Source organism: Psychrobacter piechaudii (genome assembly GCF_900162825.1).
Lineage (GTDB): Bacteria > Pseudomonadota > Gammaproteobacteria > Pseudomonadales > Moraxellaceae > Psychrobacter > Psychrobacter piechaudii.
The window spans coordinates 26,764-45,956 of record NZ_FUGE01000102.1 but is presented as its reverse complement, the minus strand read 5'-3'; the positions used below and the strand labels follow the sequence as shown (position 1 = coordinate 45,956).

The window sequence follows — 19,193 nt, the reverse complement described above, 5'->3', positions numbered from 1 at the left end:
GTATTAATATTACTCCAATACTTGTTATCAATAATATAGTTGTAGATATAGAAAACCTTAAAAAAGAATGTTGAGGTCTTATATTAAATAACTCAAAAATTAAATACATTGTTGCAGATACTATTAGTACTGGTGTAATAGCTTCTAAAATATATTGTTTTATATTTAAATTAATTAGTTTTGAAATTAAAAACACTCTTACCATTAAAGCAACTAATGATAAGAAAATGGCTACGTAAAACACAATAGAAGCATCTCCACCACTATTTAGAAAGTAATATGAGGTTGGAACGTTAAGCAATAAGATGCTACCTACTACTAACTGATACCTTTTTATTTTGCCTGTTGCTTGTGCAGCAGTCATCAATGAAGGTGACAAACTATCTATTAATAAAGAACAAATGATAAGCTTTATAAATAGGGTAGTGTTATCTGGAGGTTTCCCTAGCCATAGATTAAGTATAAAATCTGTATGTATTAAGACTGGAATAGCAAGAATTAGTAAGATATAAAAGTTGTATTTTGAGCTATAACACACTAATTGATGCATATATGCTAAGTCATTTCTTACATAGGACTTTACTATCTGAGGATTAATAGCTGCTTGTAAGTTTTGAACAAATCTATCTAACTGGCTAGAAACCTGTATTGCTAGTCCACGTGCAGCGTTAACTGCAGGACCGAAGAATATATTGAGTAATATGTTTACACCTTGATTACTCATCACTGCAGCAATATTCCCCCAAAGGTTCCACCCTGTATAGGATATTAGAGTTTTAAAAAGTTGCTGGTCCCAATATAATTTAAATCTTGACTCTTCATACTTAATTACATTATAGGTTCTATAGATCATAAATACGATAACTACAACTAGTAAATTAAGTATTGCGTATAATATCAGCTTATCAAACCCAAGTAAGGTTAGCATAAATACCACAGCTAGCTTTAAGAAGACATCGACTATACTGACTTTAGCAAAAACTGCCATGTTCTCATGAGCAATAATTAATGCATTATAAGGCACACTAATAATGGTTACCATAAAAGAAAGTAGAGCTAAGTGAAAAACCCACTTAGCAGCACCTAACCTATCGGCTGGGATATTTAGTTGACTATTAAGAAACCATAGTCCTATGCTTTCACCTAATATTAAGACAAAAATAGCGATAAAAATGTGTATATTTAAGCTCATACTAAATATACCACTCACATCTCTACCTTCCTCCTCAGACTTGCCTAACTCAAAAGATAAAAATCGCTGGGTAGCAGACGACATAGCACTATGTAAGAAACCTAGCATAGTGACAAAGCCAGCTACAACGTTATATATCCCATAATCGTCTACTCCAAGTGTTTGAAGTACGACTCTAGACGTATATAAGCCAACAAACATTGTAAGCAGCATGCGAAAATAAAGCATGCCCGCATTTTTGGCCATTCTTTTGTAATTATCTTTACTCACATAGCCACCAGTTTGTTTCATAATAATATTAGAAATAATCTTATTAAATTTTATGGTACTAAATTTAAAAATAATACTGATATTGTTAGAAAGAAAGGATTGGGTTACTTGGCTTTATAGCCTTCTACATAATGACTAAATTCGTTTTTGAGCCAGTCGACATCGTGTTGTTGAGCCCTGGGCTTTAATTCAAACAATACAGATTCGATTTCATCTAGATCAAAGCTATGCTCACGAGCCTGCATAATTAAAGAGTGCTGAGTGGCTTCTACATTATCATCCCCAATAATCAACTCTTCATACAGCTTCTCCCCTGGGCGTAGGCCACTGAATATGATTTCAATGTCACCAGCAGGGTTGCTTTCGTCTTTTACTTCATAGCCGCTTAAGTGAATCATACGACGTGCAAGATCAACAATTTTTACCGGCTTACCCATATCTAATACAAAGACTTCACCACCTTGTGCCATTGCTCCAGCTTGGATAACCAAGTTAGCCGCTTCTGGAATGGTCATAAAGTAACGAGTTACCTCAGGGTGAGTCACAGTAATGGGGCCACCTTTAGCGATTTGCTTGGTGAATAGAGGAACTACCGATCCTGATGAGCCCAACACATTACCAAAGCGTACCATACTGATCTTTGTCTTAGGATTAGCATTACTAAAGCCTTGGCACACAAGCTCAGCTAGGCGTTTAGAGGCACCCATGATATTGGTAGGACGTACTGCTTTATCTGTTGAGATTAAAACAAAGGTTTCTACCTCTGATTCAATAGCAGCTTTTACACAGTGATAGGTACCTTTAGCATTATTTATAACGCCTTCAAAAGGATTGAACTCCACTATAGGGACATGCTTATAAGCCGCTGCATGATATACAGTGTTAATATCGTATTTTTTAAATACTGTAGACAACTTATCTTGATTATTTACATTGCCAAGAAGAGCAATGATTTCAATGTTTTGACCTTCACTATTGTTAGTTGTCCAGATAACAAGCTCTTGGTGGATAGCATATAAAGCATATTCAGAAAGCTCATACAGCACTATACATTTAGGTTTGTTTTTAACAATTTGACGGCACAGCTCGCTGCCAATAGAGCCGCCTGCACCTGTAACCAGTACATTTTTACCTTTAATATTTTTATGAAGTAGGGCTTGGTCAGGTTCAACAGTTTGACGGTCTAATACATCCAAGATATCTACCCGGCGCATGGTACTGACCGTAACTTTACCTTCAGCGATGTCTTGCAGACTAGGTAGTTGCTTAATTTTAACTGACATTTCTGTCAAACCATCAATAATTTCACGACGGCGCTGACGGCTAACCGAGGGCATTGCTAAAAACACTTGAGCAATATTTAAGTCATCAATTAAATGCTTGATATCTGTGGCTGGATAAATACGCTTATTTAGAATATGCCCACCTGTCAAGCGAGTATCATCATCTATAAAGGCTTTTACCTGATAACGAGGAGAATCTTCTAAAGCATCAAAAAGAGCGGTACCGGATACACCAGCACCATATATGAGCACGTTATCTCGTTCAACATTTATATTCTTCGAATCTTGATAGACAGGTTTGCCTTGCAAACGCAATAACAAATCACGCAAAAATAGTCGGCTGCCCCACAGCCAAATAAACAGCATAAATAAGTAAAGAAGCGGAACTGAGCGTGGGATACTGGTAATAAAGTCAAATAAATAGACAACAGTGAATATTATAAGAATGATGACAAATAGCTTAAGCACGCGGCGCATGTCGGTATCAAAGAAGATACGAGTAACTCCGCGGTAAAATCCGACCACATATAAGCCTAGAATAGGTACTAGCGCATACAGAGAAACCAATAATGGACTGGCATTAACATCAAGTACGCCTTGACGTAATGAAAGCGCAAAAAAAAGGCAGACTATAGATATGCAGTAGTCACCTAATAGCAGTATAGCTTGCTTGACTGGACGTGGCAGCTGTAATAGTCCTTCTGCTAAAGTACTAAGTTTAGTAGGTACAGGATCGTCATGGATTGTACTGAAATCAGATTCCTGCTTAGTACGACTATCTTTATCTTTGTGTTGCATGGCTATATCACTGTTATATTTGCTATAAGGCTAAATTAGCAGGGGGAGGATCTAGTAGTACTATAGTTAGTCTTTCGAGTTACCATAAGCATAACTGTAATGGTAGTTATATTTACTGGTGATGCCTTGTACCATATCGTTTAATACAATACCGTCTACAGTGACGCCGCCCTTGTCCATCTGTTTCACTGCATAAGCTACCTGACCTTCAATAGACTGATTAAAGCGAGTTACCATCAGTACTTTATCGGCATATTTAGCAGTGATAATAGCATCCGATACGGCTAAGATTGGTGGCGTATCAATAATAATGATGTCATAGATAGCAACCAATTGAGCCATCATGCTTCTGAATTTCTCACTGGCAAGTAAAGAGGCTGGGTTAGTAGGGTGCTCACCGCGCGGCATAAAGTCAATAAAATCAAAAGAGGTAGGGTGAATGTAATTGTTTAAAGCATCTTCATTAGCCGTTAAATAATCACTCAAGCCAACATTCTTAGTGATACTGAATATTTTATGCAGCTCCCCTCTACGCATATCGCCATCTACAATTAATACTTTTTTATTTAATTGGGAGAAGGTCTCAGCCAAGTTAGAAGAAACAAAAGACTTACCAATGCCTGGGGCTTCACCGGTAATAACGATAACTTTACCATGCTTTATCATACCAGTATCGCTTTCAATACTGCCTTGAGCTGCTTTTGTCAGTTTGGGCATGGTAAAAATCAGAGAAGTACGCAAGCTCTTAATGGCTTCGTAGCTAAGACCTTCATGATCTACCATAGCCAATAGGTTACGGTTATTATGTTTCTTTTTGCTCAGGTTGAAGGAAGTCTTCGAGCGTGGAATGGTGGCAATAACCGGCACACCAGTCTTAGCTTCCAACTGTTCTGGATCTTTAACTGGATTACGTAATAAGCTTTTTATAAAGACTAACAAAGTGCCAAGCATGGTACCTAGCAATAAAGCCAATATCCAGATTTGTAGCTTTTTCGGGGCTATGGCTTTATAGGTGTTGATAGGCATATCAACCACTCGAACAGAACCAATTTCACCAGCACGAGCAATTTTAAGCTGCTCATAGTTTTTCAGCATAGTTAGGTAGATTTCACGATTAATTTCCATGTCCTGGGATAACTGTAAGAACTCACGCTGAGTCTCTGGCATACGAGTTACAGTGTCTTTGATTTCTTGGCGTCTTGCATTTAATACTGCTAATTGATCATTGATTTGCACTACCAGAGGATGCTCTGCAGTATAGTAAGTCAGTAACTCAGCTTGCTTTAACTGTAGCTCGCTCAGCTGACGCTCAATTTGAGCACTCTCACTTAAAAGAATCTCTGCTTCTTTGGTAACATCAATGGTACCGTACTGTTCTCGGAACTTGTTAAAAGCTTCTTCCGACTGTTCGAGCTTTTGCTTCAGCTGAGGGATTTGTGATTCCATGAATTCGATGGTTGTGGTGGTTCGTTGTGCTCCTCGAGACAAATTTTGATCGATGTAAGATTGCACCACATTAGAAAGGACTCGGCTAACCTGTTCTTGATCTTCACCAGAAAGGGTAAGCTGTACAATACCTGTCTGCTTACCTCGTTCGGTTACAGATAAATTATCACCTAGCGCATTAATAGCAGAAGGAGTAGACAGCTTAGTTAAACTAATGGGATGTCCCACTGCAGGTAGGGAAGCGACGGAGATTCTAATATTGCCCTCTGGTGTGTTTAGAGTAGTAGGGGTGCCGATATTTCCTTTATACTCAATAGTTTCTTCATTAATCTCAAGACTAAGGGTAAAGCCTGTCGCTGTTTTTACTAGAGTGAAAGGCTTGTTAAGGTAAGCTAGAGGTACCTCAAAGTTATTAATTTGCGCTTCGCCATGTCTAGTTTCAAGGAACACACCTTGTTCAGTACTGGTTTGAGAGGGTATCTTAGACTGCGCAATACGGTCTAGAGATCCTATCTCAGGATTGCTAATCCGTAAATCTAAATGAAGCTTATCCACCACAGGGCCTAATACCATACGTGATTTGATAAGTTCACGCTCAGTTTCAGCAGCACTGCCACTTTCACCCACTAATTCTGAGATATTGGCCCCTAGAGCAGCCACCCCTTTCGACTTTTCATCAATCTGAAGTAGGGCATCAGTCTGATAGGTAGGTTGGACATAACGGCTATAGGTAACCCCTAGTGCTAAACTTAATAAGGCACAGGCGAGAATAGTTTTCCAACCACGCAGTAAAGTCAATAATAGCGCAATTAGATCAATTTCATCGTCTTGTTGAGTGGTGTCATTGGTAGAAGGGTTAGGCACAGTCTGACTCATAGGTTTTTCACTATTTATTGGTTACTAGTTAAATAAAGCGGCTTATTCTACACAGGAGCCTATAATACAAAAGAAGGACTATATTAAAAAAGCATATTAACTGATTTTATCTTCCCATTCTTCTATACCGGTTACGATGTCCTGGTACGCGGTCTGAAAAGCACTTATTTCGTGCTTATAAGGGTCAGCAATGTCTTTACCATTCCAGTGACCTAACTTAAAGGTCTTACCGCGGCAGAATGGCCAGCGTTCCTCAATCCACTTATTCTGACCTTCAGACATAGTAAAAATTAAGTCGGCCTTTTGTGCCAGCTTTTCATCAATCTGTTTGGCTACATGATTGGTGATATCAATATTTTGCTCTTCTTGCATTACCTTAATTGCCGCATCATCAGCGCCATGACCTACCAACGCCCCAACGCCAGCAGAGTCAATATTTTTCTCAGGGAAACGCTGCTTTAATAAAGCCTCTGCCATTGGACTGCGGCAGATATTACCGACACAAACTACCAGGATGTTTTCAAAAGCCATGAGTGATTCCTACAATTAAAATCTCAAAAAACAAAAAATTATCAGCCTTCTATGACGGCTATGTTATAAGCTTGATAACTGTCTAATCGCATTACTTGAAGGTAGAACCGAGTTGATAAATCTATTCCAACGGGTCAAGCCAGTAGGATCCACATAGACGATATCATTAGGATGCATCTCAAAGCGGTTAGCCAAAGCTAGATTAGTGACTGTCTGTAAGTTGACATGGTAGATATCGGTATACGATGCATTACCGTGATCACGGACCACGTAGACTTTAGCCGCATTAGAAGTAGAAGGGTTTAACCCTTTTGACTGACCAATGACCTGAGTCAGCGTTAAGCCATGATCCGGTATTTCAAGAGGCTTAATCTCACCAAACTCACCTAAAACATAGACTTTATTACGATCGAGGCGATTGATATGAATAGAGTCGCCATCTTGCAAATAGATTTGACTGGCAGAGACGCCCATGTCCTGTAAATCACGGAGCCCTAGCTCATATTTCACGCCTCTACGGGTTAGCACCACACTGTTGGAGTCGCCCTCAGTAGTAGCCCCACCCGCCATAGAGATAGCGCCATATAATGAGATAGGCGCATCGGCCATATTGAACTCACCGGGCTGACGCACTGCACCATCAATAAAGAATTTACTACCGCGGAAATTCACTACTTTTACCTGAGGGTCAGGGTATTTTAAATAACGCTGTAACTGGCTACGTAGATTATTAGTAAATTGGCTAACCGTTAAACCACTGGCTTTAACTCGGCCGACCAATGGAAACTGGAGGTAACCCTGTTGATCAACTGGGTAGCCGGCGGCATAAGGATTGCTAGCACTCGCATTCATAGAGTTGTTATTAGGAGGGGTAATATTAGGATATTCTATTAAATTAATACTTAAAACATCCCCAGTAGAAATGCGATAGTCCGCTACCCCGCGTGAGCCATTTAATAACTCACGTACCCGAGCGTTTTTCATACCCATACCTGAGCGGCTTGATGCATAGCTAGGAGCAGGGGGTAAGTTTGCTAAAGATAAGGGCTGAATATTAAACTGCATGCCATTTTCAGCAATAAAAGCCCCTTGTGGCGGCAAGTCGCCCGATTGCATGCCCGCATTAATCGTGCCACAGCCCGAAGTTAAGCCTATGGTCACGGCAAGTGCTGCACTAGTGAGCAAAGATTTGCGGTGTTTTAAAAAATTCATGCTAACTTCTCTACCTTTATTTCGACCGACTCAGTCCCTTAATCGTTAAAATTAAGAGCCAATTAAGTTAAGAGCAAATAGGGTTAGGGTGTAACTCTAATTTTGGATAAAAAGTATCAGGATAAAGTAAACCCATTATTCTGAGTATTTTAACATTAAATTAAGAGTGCTGCCCAATTATGGGGCTATCTTACTATAAAAAACCAGAATATATACTATAAAAGTAAGGAATTATAGGGCTACTTTCTAACCAGGAATATTGCTACCACCATTCCGGCTCATTAGATTCAGGTTTTTCAGCTCGAGCCTTAGAGGCGTGGCTATCTACTAGTACTGTATCTTCTGGAACCTCGGCGATAAAACGTGAAACCTTATCAAAGTAACCAGCGAAACTTGAATAGTAATCGGGAGCGGTTAAGTATAGATGGGTTTTGGCACGACTACAGGCCACATAAAACAGTTTACGTTCTTCTTCTAACTCTTCAAACTCATGCAGTGAGCGGTGGTGGGGTGTCAATCCATCAACCAAGGAGTTGACAAAGACCACCGGCCATTCAAGCCCCTTAGCACTGTGAATGGTAGAGATGGTTACCGCATCGGGCTCTTTTTTCTCCGGATCACCCATGACCGCCACTGAATCATTGGGTGGATCGAGGGCTAAGTTTTCCAAAAAGTTATCTAAGCTGCTGTGCTCCCGCGCTAAGTTAATCAATACTCGGAAGTCCTCCGAGCGTTCACGCCAGTTGTCCTCAAGCATTTTTAACATAGGCAGATAAAAATCTATTAAGGTCTGCAAGATATCGGCCACAGTTTCTTGTTGCTCAGCTTTGGTCAACACTTGATACAGCTCTTTGATGTGTTCTTTATTTTTGGTTAGTTTAGGGTCAAGTAGCGGCTCAAACGAGTTATTTCTGCTGGTAATGGCGTTGGTAATCTTAGTCGCAGTCACCTCACCAACGCCACTAAATAAAGTTAAGATACGGTGCCAAGCAATGGTATCGTTAGGATTGTATAAGATTTTCACCAATGCCAAGATGTCTTTGATATGGCGCTTTTCAATAAATTTAATACCGCCCACCACGATAAATGGGATATTACGCTGCATAAACTGCAGTTGAATCTCGTTGGATTGAAAAGAGGTCCGGCTTAATACCGCAAAATCATTATAGTCATGCTCTGGCTTTAAGTTGATGATTTTATCAGCAATGTATTTGGCTTCCTCTTTGTCATTACTGCGACGCGATAATACCGGTTTTGACCCATCAACAGCTAAGCTGGAATACAGCTTTTTTTGATAGCCCAAAGTGATTTGCTCAGACAGCGCATTGACGTAATCTAAGATAGCCGGGGTACTGCGATAGTTTTGCTCAAGCTTAATCAGTTTGGCTTCAGGATAGCTGTCACCAAATAACAGAATGTTTTCGTAATTGGCCCCACGGAAAGCATAAATGCTTTGGTTATCATCACCCACCACCATGAGTGACACATTATCAGGCTTACAGATATAGTCGATTAACTGCTTTTGAGGAATATTAGTGTCTTGATACTCATCGACCATCACATGGCGGTAAGTGTCTTGAATCAGCTTACGAAATTGTAGGTTGTTTTTTAGATGATAAACTACCTGACTGATAATATCGTCAAAATCATATAAGTGATTGGCGCGCTTATATCTGTGATATTCCATCGCCAACTGCTCAATGACCGGAATATGAATGGCGATATCCGGATAGTCATTTTCAATTAAATCCCGCAGTAGGATGTGCCGGTTGCGCGAGGTGGAAATCAGTTTTTGTAAGGTCTTTTTGCGTGGGAAAGCCTGCTTCATGTTTTTGCGGACAACGCCCTGATCTTTACAAATCATATCCAGCGCATCTTCACTATCGCCAGTATCTAAGATGGTGAACTTTGGATTAATCCCTAAAAGCCCAGAATAGCGACGCAGTAGCATATTACAAAACGAGTGGAAAGTACCACTGGTAATGGCATTTAAATCTAGGCCGCTTAACGCTCTATTGTCCGCCAGACTTTCAGCCAATAAGCTTTTGACTCGGCCTTTAATTTCATTAGCCGCTTTTCGGGTGAAAGTTAACAGTAGAATACTATTGGGAGAAGCGCCACTTTCTATCAAATAACTGGTGCGGTAGGTCAGAGTTTTAGTCTTCCCAGAGCCGGCACCAGCGATGACCAACACCTTTCCTTCGATGGTAGTAGCTGCCAACAACTGACTGGGATTTAACTCGCCAGCATAATCGACCTCACTTTCTGCTAGTACTGTATTCTCTAGGGCGGAGTTATCTTTATGACCTTCTGTCTGTTTTGACGCTTTATCAACCGAGTCTGGAGTAATCAGATTGGCCTCAAGCTTGGCAATCGACTGACGCAAATGCTGCATCTTGTCGCGAATGTCTTCATCCAGCTTGGGATAACTATAATAGCGAGTTGAAAATAAAGAGTCGGTCATAAGCGTCGATTACAGTTAGAGTTAGGTTAAAAGAATATCAGTCATTAAATCTACGAAACAGCCAAATATAAGGGATAGCAACCAAATACATCACCACACTATACACGCCAGCAGGTAGGGCAAAAGCAGGCAATACTGATTCGCTCGATACCGCCAAAATACCAGATAGCGCCAAGGCCATTGAACTGTTTTGAATGCCCACCTCCATACCAATGGTTTTAGCATCTTTCCAAGATAAGCCCAGCAGTTTGGGTATGCCTAAGCCTATGATGAATAAGGCGAGTAACAAGGTCACAATCATGATTGTGATTTGCCCAGACTCATTAAACAGCACTTCGCGGTTACTAAAGATGGCCACAACCACTAAGAGGGCAAATAACACAAAGGCCACTTTCATAAACTTGTCACGGTGCGCTCTGGTGAAAGCCGGCCTTTTTTCATGAACAAAAATTCCCAGTCCGACCGGTAAGGCAGTGATTAAAAACATCTTAATCCCCATGCTCACCAAGTTAATCGAACCGCCTTCAGTGCCTAAAAAGTGGCCATAAGCCCAAGCAGTCAACACCGGCACGGTAAAAATAGACACCAAGCTCATCACTGAGGTCAGAGCCACCGATAGCGGTAGATTTCCTTTTAATAAAGTACACAGCATATTACTGGTGACCCCGCCTGGGCAGAAGCTGAGCAGCATAAAGCCAAAGGCGAAAGCCGGAGCAGGTTTTAGCAATAGTATCAGTACAAAGGTGACCACGGGTAACAGCACCAGCTGAGCGATAAAGCCAATAATAAATGGCTTGGGCTCTTTTGCGATGTACTTGATGTCAGCGATTTGCATGGATAAACCCAATGCAAACATGATAAAAGCCAAAATAAGCGGCAGTAAGGCCACAGAGAGCGTATCCATACTTAAGTCCGTTTAGGTATGTGAAAGTGTGCCTCAAGTATAGGCAATACCACGCGGTGACACAAGCAATGACGTTTAGACTCTATTTGGCCAAGATATTAATGGGTGTTGTGGCAATAATAGAAAGGCGACCTAGCTAATACCTGTCAATCTTAACTGGCCTGTAAAAAACGCTTTAAAACCTGAGCAAATTGGATCGGCGCATCCAAAGGAATGGCATGACCAGACTCAGCGATTTCAATCACATCGGCATTGGGCAGGATATCCGCTACTTGGCGTTGCCATGTGGGATCATAAAGCTGCGATTGGGCACCAATTAACATGGTTACTGGAGTCTGAGTGTGAGTGAGCGCCTCTCGATAATCATAAGGCAGCTCAAGATAAGCGTTTAATCCTTTTAGCTTTTGTTGCCACGTGGGATGCTGATACACCGCCAATTTATAATCGGGCAGGTAGCTGCTACTTTTAATAAACAACTGTGAGGGTAGGCGACCGGCTGACATTAATGAAAATGCCGTTTCCACCTGTGTAATCTGACGCTTTACAGCAAAAGGCAGGTGACTAAAATCGGTAATATTTTGCTGCTGGAAATACGGTAGCGTGGCTTGCAATACTTCACTAAACTGCTCAAAGATTTGCGCTTGTTCCTCACCAAACACACCGCCTTGCCAATCGGGCTGATTGTGCACGATGGGAGATTGGTCAATGTTTAGATAGCGCGTAATTTTTGAATGGTTTTTAGAAGAATTTGTGGTAGAGGACTGGTTATTAGCAGAGGTAGTGCTATTTCTATTGTTAGAAGTGGTAGTAGTAGACTGAGGCTCGCTATGTGCATAACGATTAAAATGAGCCCAAACTACCAGCGCTCCCATAGAAATAGCCGCGACATCCACAGACTCTACCTGATGCTCGGCACAGATATGGGTCAGGATAACTTCTAGATCATCGGCATATTGCTCGATGAAATTAAATTCACTGCTCGGAGTATTGGCCGCTAAGCCAAAGCCGCGAAAATGAGGCAGATAAAAGCAATACTGCCCCAACAGCGGTAACACAAAAGGCAAAAACTGACGCGCGTCCATACCAAAGGCGTGTAGCAATACTACCGGCTCGGCTTCAGGGTGACCGACTACCGTAATGGGCAGAGATACTCCATCACAGCTGACCAACTGCTGCAGCCTTGGGGTATACGGCTGCAGCAGAGTAGAGGTTTTATCTTTGGTGGCTGTAAGGGTATTACTTAACAGCGGTTTGAAAGACTTAACGGTTGGACGCATCAGGAGAGTCGATACATTCCACTACGTTTAGATCAAAGCCTGATAGCGCATTAAACTTAAGCGGTGTTGACAGTAAGCGCATGTCACGCACGCCTAAGTGACGTAAGATTTGCGCGCCCACACCGATACTGCGGTAAGGCTGATTCGCTAAAGTAGATACAGATTGATTGTTGTTAGCACGCTCAAGTGCTTCGCCCAAATCTACTGGCTCGTCGTTGCCAATCCATACTAATACACCGCGCTCAGACTGGCTAATCTCTTGCAATGAGCTTTGTACGCTCCAACCACTGCGGCCGGTAGCATCACGTTTAGCCGAGAATAAGTCACGTAGCGGATGGAAGCCATGCACACGTACGGTGCTTACGCCTTCGCTTGGGTCACCTTTTACTAACGCTAAATGAGTTTCTGTAGCGCCGTATTCTTTGAACTGATACAGGGTAAAAGTACCAAAGTCGGTTTCAAAAGGCTGCTTGCTAACTTCATTAACCGTTTGCTCATTGGCAATACGATAGTTAATTAGATCAGCGATGGTACCGATTTTTAAATCATGCTCAGCAGCAAATTTCTCTAAGTCATCACGGCGGGCCATGGTGCCGTCTGGATTAATAATCTCTACGATTACTGCTGCAGGCTCAAGACCTGCTAGACGGGCTAAATCACAACCGGCTTCTGTATGACCGGCACGGTGTAGCACGCCGCCTTTTTTGGCCATAATAGGGAAGATGTGACCGGGCTGCACGATGTCTTCAGCTTTGGCAGTCGCAGAAACGGCCGCTTGTACGGTACGCGCACGGTCCGCAGCAGAAATACCTGTGGTTACCCCTTCAGCCGCTTCAATAGATACAGTGAAGTTGGTGCTGAATTTGGCTTCGTTGTTGTCACTCATTAGTGGCAACTCAAGACGACGGCAGCGCTCTTCGGTCAAGGTTAAGCACACCAAGCCGCGGGCGTGAGTAATCATGAAGTTAATGGCCTCAGGGTTGATATGAGTAGCGGCCATAATTAGGTCGCCCTCATTTTCGCGGTCTTCATCATCCATTAAGATGACCATTTTACCGGCGCGAATGTCTTCAATGATGTCTTTAATATTGTCTAATGCCATGAAAGGTTTCTCTTTTATTGTTTATCAGATTATAAGCTATGAATATGGTGACCATTGTACCTGTAACTGGGTCTGAGTGCCATTAACTGCCATGAATCAATGGTGTCAAAAAGTTATTAAAACAAGCTATGAAAGGGAAGTTAAGGCGTATTAAATGCCTTTTTATTGCTACTTTATCCCTTTAATAGACTGCTTATTGGGCTAATTATTGGGTTAGCTATTGATTTGTATTAGGCTGAGATTTTAACCACTGCATAAATTGTAGGCTGTGTTGCTCACGTTGGTTATCGGCATACTGATAAAACTGGGTACCGACTAAATTATCAGGCAGATATTGCTGATGCTGATAATGATTGGGATAATCATGAGGATAAATATACCCTTCGCCATAACCTTGGGTTTGCATCAGTTTGGTTACCCCGTTACGCAGATGGAGTGGTACCGGAGACTGATCTTTTTGTGCCAGTTGCATCGCTTTATTAATCGCCAAATAAGTGCTGTTACTTTTGGCTGACGTGGCCAAATACACCACCACTTGACCTAAGATAATACGCGCTTCGGGCATACCAATCATTTTTACCGAACGTAGAGCAGCATCAGCGAGTAGCAGCGCATTGGGATTGGCATTACCAATATCTTCACTGGCTAAGATAACCAAACGTCTGGCAATAAACTCTGGTGGCTCGCCTGCTACCAACATTCGTGCCATCCAATATAAAGCCGCATCAGGGTCTGAGCCACGTACCGACTTAATCATGGCCGAGATAATATCGTAATGCTGATCGCCATCTTTGTCATAGCGCTGCAGGGCAGTTTGCGCCACACTGGCAAGTAGGGTGTCATCAATGACTATCGGCTGCTGACTATGGTCTGAAGCTTGAACCGCAAGCTCTAATAAATTTAGTGATTTACGAGCATCACCTTGTGCCAATTTGGCAATCTGCGGAATCGCTTGTAGTTGAATATCTAATTTAGATAAAAACTCATCTTCTACTATGGCCCGTTGTAGCAGCTGTTCAATCTGCTCTTCAGTTAACGGCTCTAAACGATAAACCTGACAGCGGGAGAGTAGAGCGTTATTAACACTAAATGAAGGGTTTTCGGTAGTGGCCCCAATTAAGGTAATATCGCCTGACTCGACAGCGCCAAGTAGGGCATCTTGCTGCGCTTTATTAAAGCGGTGAATCTCATCGATAAATACCACAGGAGCGACAAAGTCCAATCCGGCTTGACCTGATTTACTGCCCGCATCGAGGACTTCGCGTAACTGCTTGACCCCAGTATTAATCGCCGATAATGGGTAAAAAGGGCGGCCCACTGCATCGGCCAACAGCATAGCAATGGTGGTCTTGCCAATCCCAGCCTCGCCATGCAAAATCAGGGAGGGCAGGTGACCATGATCGACAAAGCGGCGGATGGGTGCTCCCGGTGCCAGAAGGTGAGTCTGTCCAATAACCTGCTGCAAAGATTTGGGACGCATACGCTGCGCTAAAGGTGTATCAGAATAAGAAGGGTTACGGGTATTGAACATAATAAACAGTGAATACCTTAGCTAAATAGAAGGATGTAAGCCCCTGATTACAGCTCAAAACTGGCCAAAATGCAAGTTAAGCTCAGGTAACTAGATATGATTTTTGTAATGGCTAAGTCAATGGGTTGTGTCTTAAATGTGCGCTGATGTGACCGACCCTTGCAGTTACTAGCGGCCGCACTCATTATTAGTTTATTATCTATAATTGGCGCTCCCTAATTTAGTATTTTGTTATCAAATATAAATAGCCTATTGCCAGAGTCAGAATCATGCGATCCCAACTAAAAAAGAAGCTAAAAAAACAGCTGAAAAAACTACCAAAGCCTATGGGCCGCTTATCGGCCAAAGCCTTAGCTGTACCAACAACACAACAAAAAAGCCGTCCCTTAACTGAGGCGGAAATAAAAATGGCACATTCGGTGTTTGGGCCAGACTTTGATGTCAGTCAGGTGCGTCTAAAGACAGCCTGGTGGGTGCTAAAAAATTATGCGGTCAGTCCCAATGGCAATATTTATTTTAATCCCAAAGATTGGGTAGAGGACTTCAGTAAACAGTCGCTAGGTAAAAAAAGTTGGTTGATTCATGAGCTCACTCATGTCTGGCAGCTGCAACAAGGTCTAAAAGTGGTGAGTGGGGCAATGAGGAATCGCCGCTATGACTATATCTTGCAAGAAGGTAAGCCTTTTTTCACTTATGGTATTGAGCAGCAGGCACGTATGGTGCAAGATTACTTTGTGCGCCGTGAACAGGGCAAGGATTGCGGAGCGTGGCAGGCCTGTATCCCTTTTTTGCAGCAACATCCAGATTATAAAAACAAGGACAATAATAATAAGGAATATCAAGCATGATGAACCACAAATCCAAGACCACCTTTGCTTCCAAATCTGGCTTAACGGTAATGAAAAGCCGCAAAGGCTTGATGGTGATAGCCTTAGGGGCAACCATAGGTTTGGCAGGGTGTCAGCCTACCTCTGAAGAGGTTACTACGGACAGTGCGACCCAAACCTCGCAAGAAAGTACACTAAGTGTGGTGATGAGCGAGTCGGCCAAAGCTCAGATAGCCCGTTTTGAAGAAGAGTACGTGAAGCGTAAGCTTAATCTGCAGCAAAGTCAGCTGGCTGAATATGAAGCCCTACAAGCGGCAGACAGCCCAGAGGACAATAAGGCTTTATTTGAAGCTGCGGAAGCTGCTGATAATTCGACAAATGCAGTTCCAGAGAAAAAGACAGTCGGACAAAAGTTAATTGATCAAAAAAGAAATACTGAAAATACAGAATCGGCTAAAAGCACCCAAAACCAAAATACAGTGGGTTCTGAATTAACTGATGCGACAGTAGAGGTAGAAGAAACTGATCCGGAAACTTCAGCTTCTACCACAGCCAATCAGCAAGCTGGCGAGACAGCAGAGGCTGCTCAAGCCAAAGAAGAAGAGCAGGGCATATCAGATGTGGAGATGGGGCAATTGACGCTACAAGAGTTGCCACTGATTAATCTAGCCATGGTGCCACCAGAGGAGCTGACCGCAGTAGAGATTCAAGAGCGCTACAATGTGGCGATGCAAGCGCTGTACTTTGATGATGAGACACCGCTACCGGCTCAAGCCATTGATACCTTATTGAGCGTAGCTATGTTAACGCCGGCCGTGTTTAATAATGCTGAGCTAGCACAGCGACTGGTCCTCAAGAGTCCCTCTTTGGCACGACTGTTAAAGCAATATCAAACGTGGGAGCAGATAGAGCGCCAGCAAAGCGCTGAGCTGGAAGCCCTAAAGCAATTACAGTCTGCTGAATTTGATGCCTTAGCAAAAGAGTTCAATGAGAAGATAGCTGCTTATGATGAGCAAATCAAAAGTTATGAGGAAAGGTTAAAAAAGTTTAAATAGCCCATTTTAAATAGCTAGGATTAAGTAGCTTTAATAGCTAAGTTGCAGCCATGGTTACAGACATTAAAAAAGCGTCCGATATATATATCGGACGCTTTTTTTAGTCTTATAAGTAGCTTATAAGCTATAGGATTTCTTATTTTCGGTCTTCAACTTTTACGAAGTCACGCTTAGTTTCACCAGTGTATAACTGACGTGGACGACCAATCTTGAATGGTGCTGAGTGCATTTCTAACAAGTGGCTGATCCAACCAGAAGTACGCGCTAGAGCGAAGATAACGGTGAACATTGAAGTTGGGATACCGATCGCTTTTAGGATGATACCTGAGTAGAAGTCAACGTTTGGATATAGGTTACGTTTTACGAAGTACTCGTCTTCTAGAGCGATTTTCTCAAGTTTCATAGCCAGTTCAAGCTTAGGATCGTTGATACCTAAAGCACCTAAAACTTCGTCACAAGTTTCTTTCATAACTTTAGCACGTGGGTCGAAGTTTTTGTAAACGCGGTGACCGAAGCCCATTAGCTTCACTTCTTTGCGTTTTACTTTTTCCATGAACTCGTCAACGTTCTCAACAGTACCGATTTCATCTAGCATCTGTAGTACAGCTTCGTTAGCACCACCGTGTGATGGGCCCCATAGAGCTACGATACCAGCAGCGATACAAGCGTATGGGTTTGCACCAGTAGAAGCGGTTAAACGGACAGTAGAAGTAGAAGCGTTTTGTTCGTGGTCAGCGTGTAGAGTGAAGATCTTGTCCATAGCTCTAACTAGAACTGGATCTACTTTATAATCTGTATCAGCTGGCGTTGCAAACATCATGTATAAGAAGTTTTCTGCGTAACTGAAGTCGTTACGTGGGTACATGAATGGTTCGCCTTTGGTGTACTTATAGCTCATTGCCGCGATAGTTGGCATTTTTGAGATTAGGCGAATAGCAGTGATTTCACGCTGTTTTTCATCAGTAACGTCTAGGTTGTCATGATAGAACGCAGATAGAGCGCCCACAACACCTACCATGATGGCCATTGGGTGCGCATCACGACGGAAACCTTCGAAGAATTTACGTAACTGGTCATGAACTCCAGTATGCTCTCTTACTTTTTTGTAGAAGTCTTCTTTTTGCTCAGCGTTTGGTAAATCGCCATGTAGTAGAGCGTAGCAAACTTCTAGATATTCAGCGTTTTCAGCTAATTGATCGATTGGGTAGCCACGGTGCAACAATTCACCTTTGTCACCATCGATGTAAGTAATTTCTGACTCAACAGGAGCCGTTACTTTAAAGCCTGGATCGTAAGTCCAGTAGCCTGCAGTTTGGAAAGCTGAAACGTCAACTACTGACGGACCAAGAGTGCCCTTGATGATTGGTAATTCGTATTCCTGTCCATCTACCTTTAGATATGCAGTTTCGTTAGCCATAAAATCCTCTTAATTATTGGAATAAACAGTAAGTTTGGGTCGATAACATCCACGATAATATAGAAAACAGTTAGTCTGTCTTAAGACAAATCTACTTGCTTGCTAAATTAAGCAGGCTATCGGGGTATGACACTTAAAAAACACATTTGCTAATTACTTTATTTAAAGCGCGCGTTACTTAAAAACTCACGTCTTGGAAGGGGCTTACCTCAAATAATTTAATTAGCCTAAAAAACCATTAAAAAATATTTTTTAATTTGCTTTTATTCGGTATAACACTCCCCTAGCTGCCAATAGCTGAAAGTCAGCTAGGTTAACTTTGGGGTTGTTATTTATGCCTATTTGCCTGGCAAGGATGACTGAAAAAGGTCATGATTGCTAGCTTATATCACTTCTCTAAGCTCAGAGTTAAAAGCCTCTAGGTTTAGAGTGGTTTATAAAGTCATATTAGCAGTTTTAGACCCAATATGGGAAAGGTATTGGCACATACCGATTATATACTAGCAGTAAGTCTATTGAATTGAAAAAACATTTATAACGCAAAATCCCCTCTTTAGTCAATCTATGACCGCCAACTTGATAACTTCTCAAGCGTTTTTAAGCCACTCTTGTTTTAACGGGCAAAACATTTTTTACCTCACAGCATAAACTCATTAACCGCTTAATTATAAAGCTAAGCCTTAAAGTAGAATGGGGTATAGGCAAGTGGTTGAGCCTGCTTAGTTAGGATTGACATAGGATTTTTTTGGTAATATTTAGTTACGCTTTAGTAAGAATCGCTGTCATAAAGTCAGCTTAGACACAGTCAACTATGATCTTTTTCTTATATTCTGTTAATAAATAAAGTGAATATAAAAGCTAATTTGGTATTTTATTTGTAATTGATAGCAACAAACTCTATAATTACTGCGTTATAGATGCTGGCTTACCATTTATTTAATTGATTGTGAGTGCAGAAATAGACGTGGATTTATATATAATTGGTATCCGGGGCAAGTCCCCATTTAG

General features: G+C 41.8%; 13 protein-coding genes. 2 read left to right on the top strand and 11 right to left on the bottom strand.

Going from position 1 to position 19,193, the window contains the following annotated elements; translation table 11 throughout:
• The 10 genes from A1019T_RS05010 to A1019T_RS04965 form a co-directional block, all read right to left on the bottom strand.
• On the bottom strand, positions 1-1,462 hold a 1,462-nt coding region (locus A1019T_RS05010; protein WP_143514083.1), incomplete at its 3' end, for a lipopolysaccharide biosynthesis protein.
• A 104-nt stretch (positions 1,463-1,566) separates the two neighbouring features.
• Positions 1,567-3,543: a nucleoside-diphosphate sugar epimerase/dehydratase gene (locus A1019T_RS05005; RefSeq protein WP_077450692.1), complete on the bottom strand. Its 1,977-nt coding sequence runs from the start codon at positions 3,541-3,543 to the stop codon at positions 1,567-1,569.
• A 66-nt stretch (positions 3,544-3,609) separates the two neighbouring features.
• Positions 3,610-5,865, bottom strand: a complete 2,256-nt coding sequence (locus tag A1019T_RS05000) for a polysaccharide biosynthesis tyrosine autokinase (RefSeq protein ID WP_077450691.1) — start codon at positions 5,863-5,865, stop codon at positions 3,610-3,612.
• A gap of 96 nt (positions 5,866-5,961) precedes the next feature.
• A complete protein-coding gene (locus A1019T_RS04995) occupies positions 5,962-6,396 on the bottom strand; it encodes a low molecular weight protein-tyrosine-phosphatase (protein WP_077450690.1) in 435 nt (144 codons plus the stop codon).
• 63 nt (positions 6,397-6,459) lie between these two features.
• Complete coding sequence (locus A1019T_RS04990; protein WP_077450689.1) at positions 6,460-7,608, bottom strand: polysaccharide biosynthesis/export family protein; 1,149 nt, start codon at positions 7,606-7,608, stop codon at positions 6,460-6,462.
• 262 nt (positions 7,609-7,870) lie between these two features.
• Complete coding sequence (locus tag A1019T_RS04985; protein ID WP_077450688.1) at positions 7,871-10,072, bottom strand: ATP-dependent helicase; 2,202 nt, start codon at positions 10,070-10,072, stop codon at positions 7,871-7,873.
• Positions 10,073-10,109: 37 nt separating this feature from the next.
• The gene (locus tag A1019T_RS04980) at positions 10,110-10,976 is read right to left on the bottom strand and encodes a bile acid:sodium symporter family protein (protein WP_077450687.1); all 867 of its coding nucleotides are present in this window, start codon (positions 10,974-10,976) and stop codon (positions 10,110-10,112) included.
• Between the two features lie 152 nt (positions 10,977-11,128).
• Positions 11,129-12,253: an alpha/beta fold hydrolase gene (locus A1019T_RS04975; RefSeq protein ID WP_077450686.1), complete on the bottom strand. Its 1,125-nt coding sequence runs from the start codon at positions 12,251-12,253 to the stop codon at positions 11,129-11,131.
• Entirely contained in the window at positions 12,237-13,355 is a 1,119-nt protein-coding gene (ribBA, locus tag A1019T_RS04970; protein ID WP_077447488.1) for a bifunctional 3,4-dihydroxy-2-butanone-4-phosphate synthase/GTP cyclohydrolase II, read from the bottom strand. The genes A1019T_RS04975 and ribBA overlap by 17 nt, the downstream gene beginning before the upstream one ends.
• A 217-nt stretch (positions 13,356-13,572) precedes the next feature.
• On the bottom strand, positions 13,573-14,886 hold the full coding sequence (locus A1019T_RS04965; protein ID WP_077450685.1) for a replication-associated recombination protein A: 1,314 nt from the start codon (positions 14,884-14,886) through the stop codon (positions 13,573-13,575).
• Positions 14,887-15,212: 326 nt separating this feature from the next.
• On the opposite strand from A1019T_RS04965, the gene A1019T_RS04960 reads away from it, so the two are divergent.
• Positions 15,213-15,734: a hypothetical protein gene (locus A1019T_RS04960; protein ID WP_077450697.1), complete on the top strand. Its 522-nt coding sequence runs from the start codon at positions 15,213-15,215 to the stop codon at positions 15,732-15,734.
• Positions 15,731-16,768: a hypothetical protein gene (locus tag A1019T_RS04955; protein WP_077450684.1), complete on the top strand. Its 1,038-nt coding sequence runs from the start codon at positions 15,731-15,733 to the stop codon at positions 16,766-16,768. The genes A1019T_RS04960 and A1019T_RS04955 overlap by 4 nt, the downstream gene beginning before the upstream one ends.
• Before the next feature lie 136 nt (positions 16,769-16,904).
• Here the strand turns inward: A1019T_RS04955 and gltA are convergent, their stop codons facing one another.
• Entirely contained in the window at positions 16,905-18,185 is a 1,281-nt protein-coding gene (gene gltA / locus A1019T_RS04950; RefSeq protein WP_077450683.1) for a citrate synthase, read from the bottom strand.
• Positions 18,186-19,193: the final 1,008 nt, after the last annotated feature.

What these genes read in the sequence shown, in the direction of transcription:
- gltA (WP_077450683.1), bottom strand. Translation starts at nt 18,185, where the DNA reads ATGGCTAACGAAACTGCATATCTAAAGGTAGATGGACAGGAATACGAA.
- A1019T_RS04985 (WP_077450688.1), bottom strand. Translation starts at nt 10,072, where the DNA reads ATGACCGACTCTTTATTTTCAACTCGCTATTATAGTTATCCCAAGCTG.
- A1019T_RS04980 (WP_077450687.1), bottom strand. Translation starts at nt 10,976, where the DNA reads ATGGATACGCTCTCTGTGGCCTTACTGCCGCTTATTTTGGCTTTTATC.
- ribBA (WP_077447488.1), bottom strand. Translation starts at nt 13,355, where the DNA reads ATGGCATTAGACAATATTAAAGACATCATTGAAGACATTCGCGCCGGT.
- A1019T_RS04990 (WP_077450689.1), bottom strand. Translation starts at nt 7,608, where the DNA reads ATGAATTTTTTAAAACACCGCAAATCTTTGCTCACTAGTGCAGCACTT.
- A1019T_RS04955 (WP_077450684.1), top strand. Translation starts at nt 15,731, where the DNA reads ATGATGAACCACAAATCCAAGACCACCTTTGCTTCCAAATCTGGCTTA.
- A1019T_RS05000 (WP_077450691.1), bottom strand. Translation starts at nt 5,865, where the DNA reads ATGAGTCAGACTGTGCCTAACCCTTCTACCAATGACACCACTCAACAA.
- A1019T_RS04960 (WP_077450697.1), top strand. Translation starts at nt 15,213, where the DNA reads ATGGGCCGCTTATCGGCCAAAGCCTTAGCTGTACCAACAACACAACAA.
- A1019T_RS04975 (WP_077450686.1), bottom strand. Translation starts at nt 12,253, where the DNA reads ATGCGTCCAACCGTTAAGTCTTTCAAACCGCTGTTAAGTAATACCCTT.
- A1019T_RS04965 (WP_077450685.1), bottom strand. Translation starts at nt 14,886, where the DNA reads ATGTTCAATACCCGTAACCCTTCTTATTCTGATACACCTTTAGCGCAG.
- A1019T_RS05005 (WP_077450692.1), bottom strand. Translation starts at nt 3,543, where the DNA reads ATGCAACACAAAGATAAAGATAGTCGTACTAAGCAGGAATCTGATTTC.
- A1019T_RS04995 (WP_077450690.1), bottom strand. Translation starts at nt 6,396, where the DNA reads ATGGCTTTTGAAAACATCCTGGTAGTTTGTGTCGGTAATATCTGCCGC.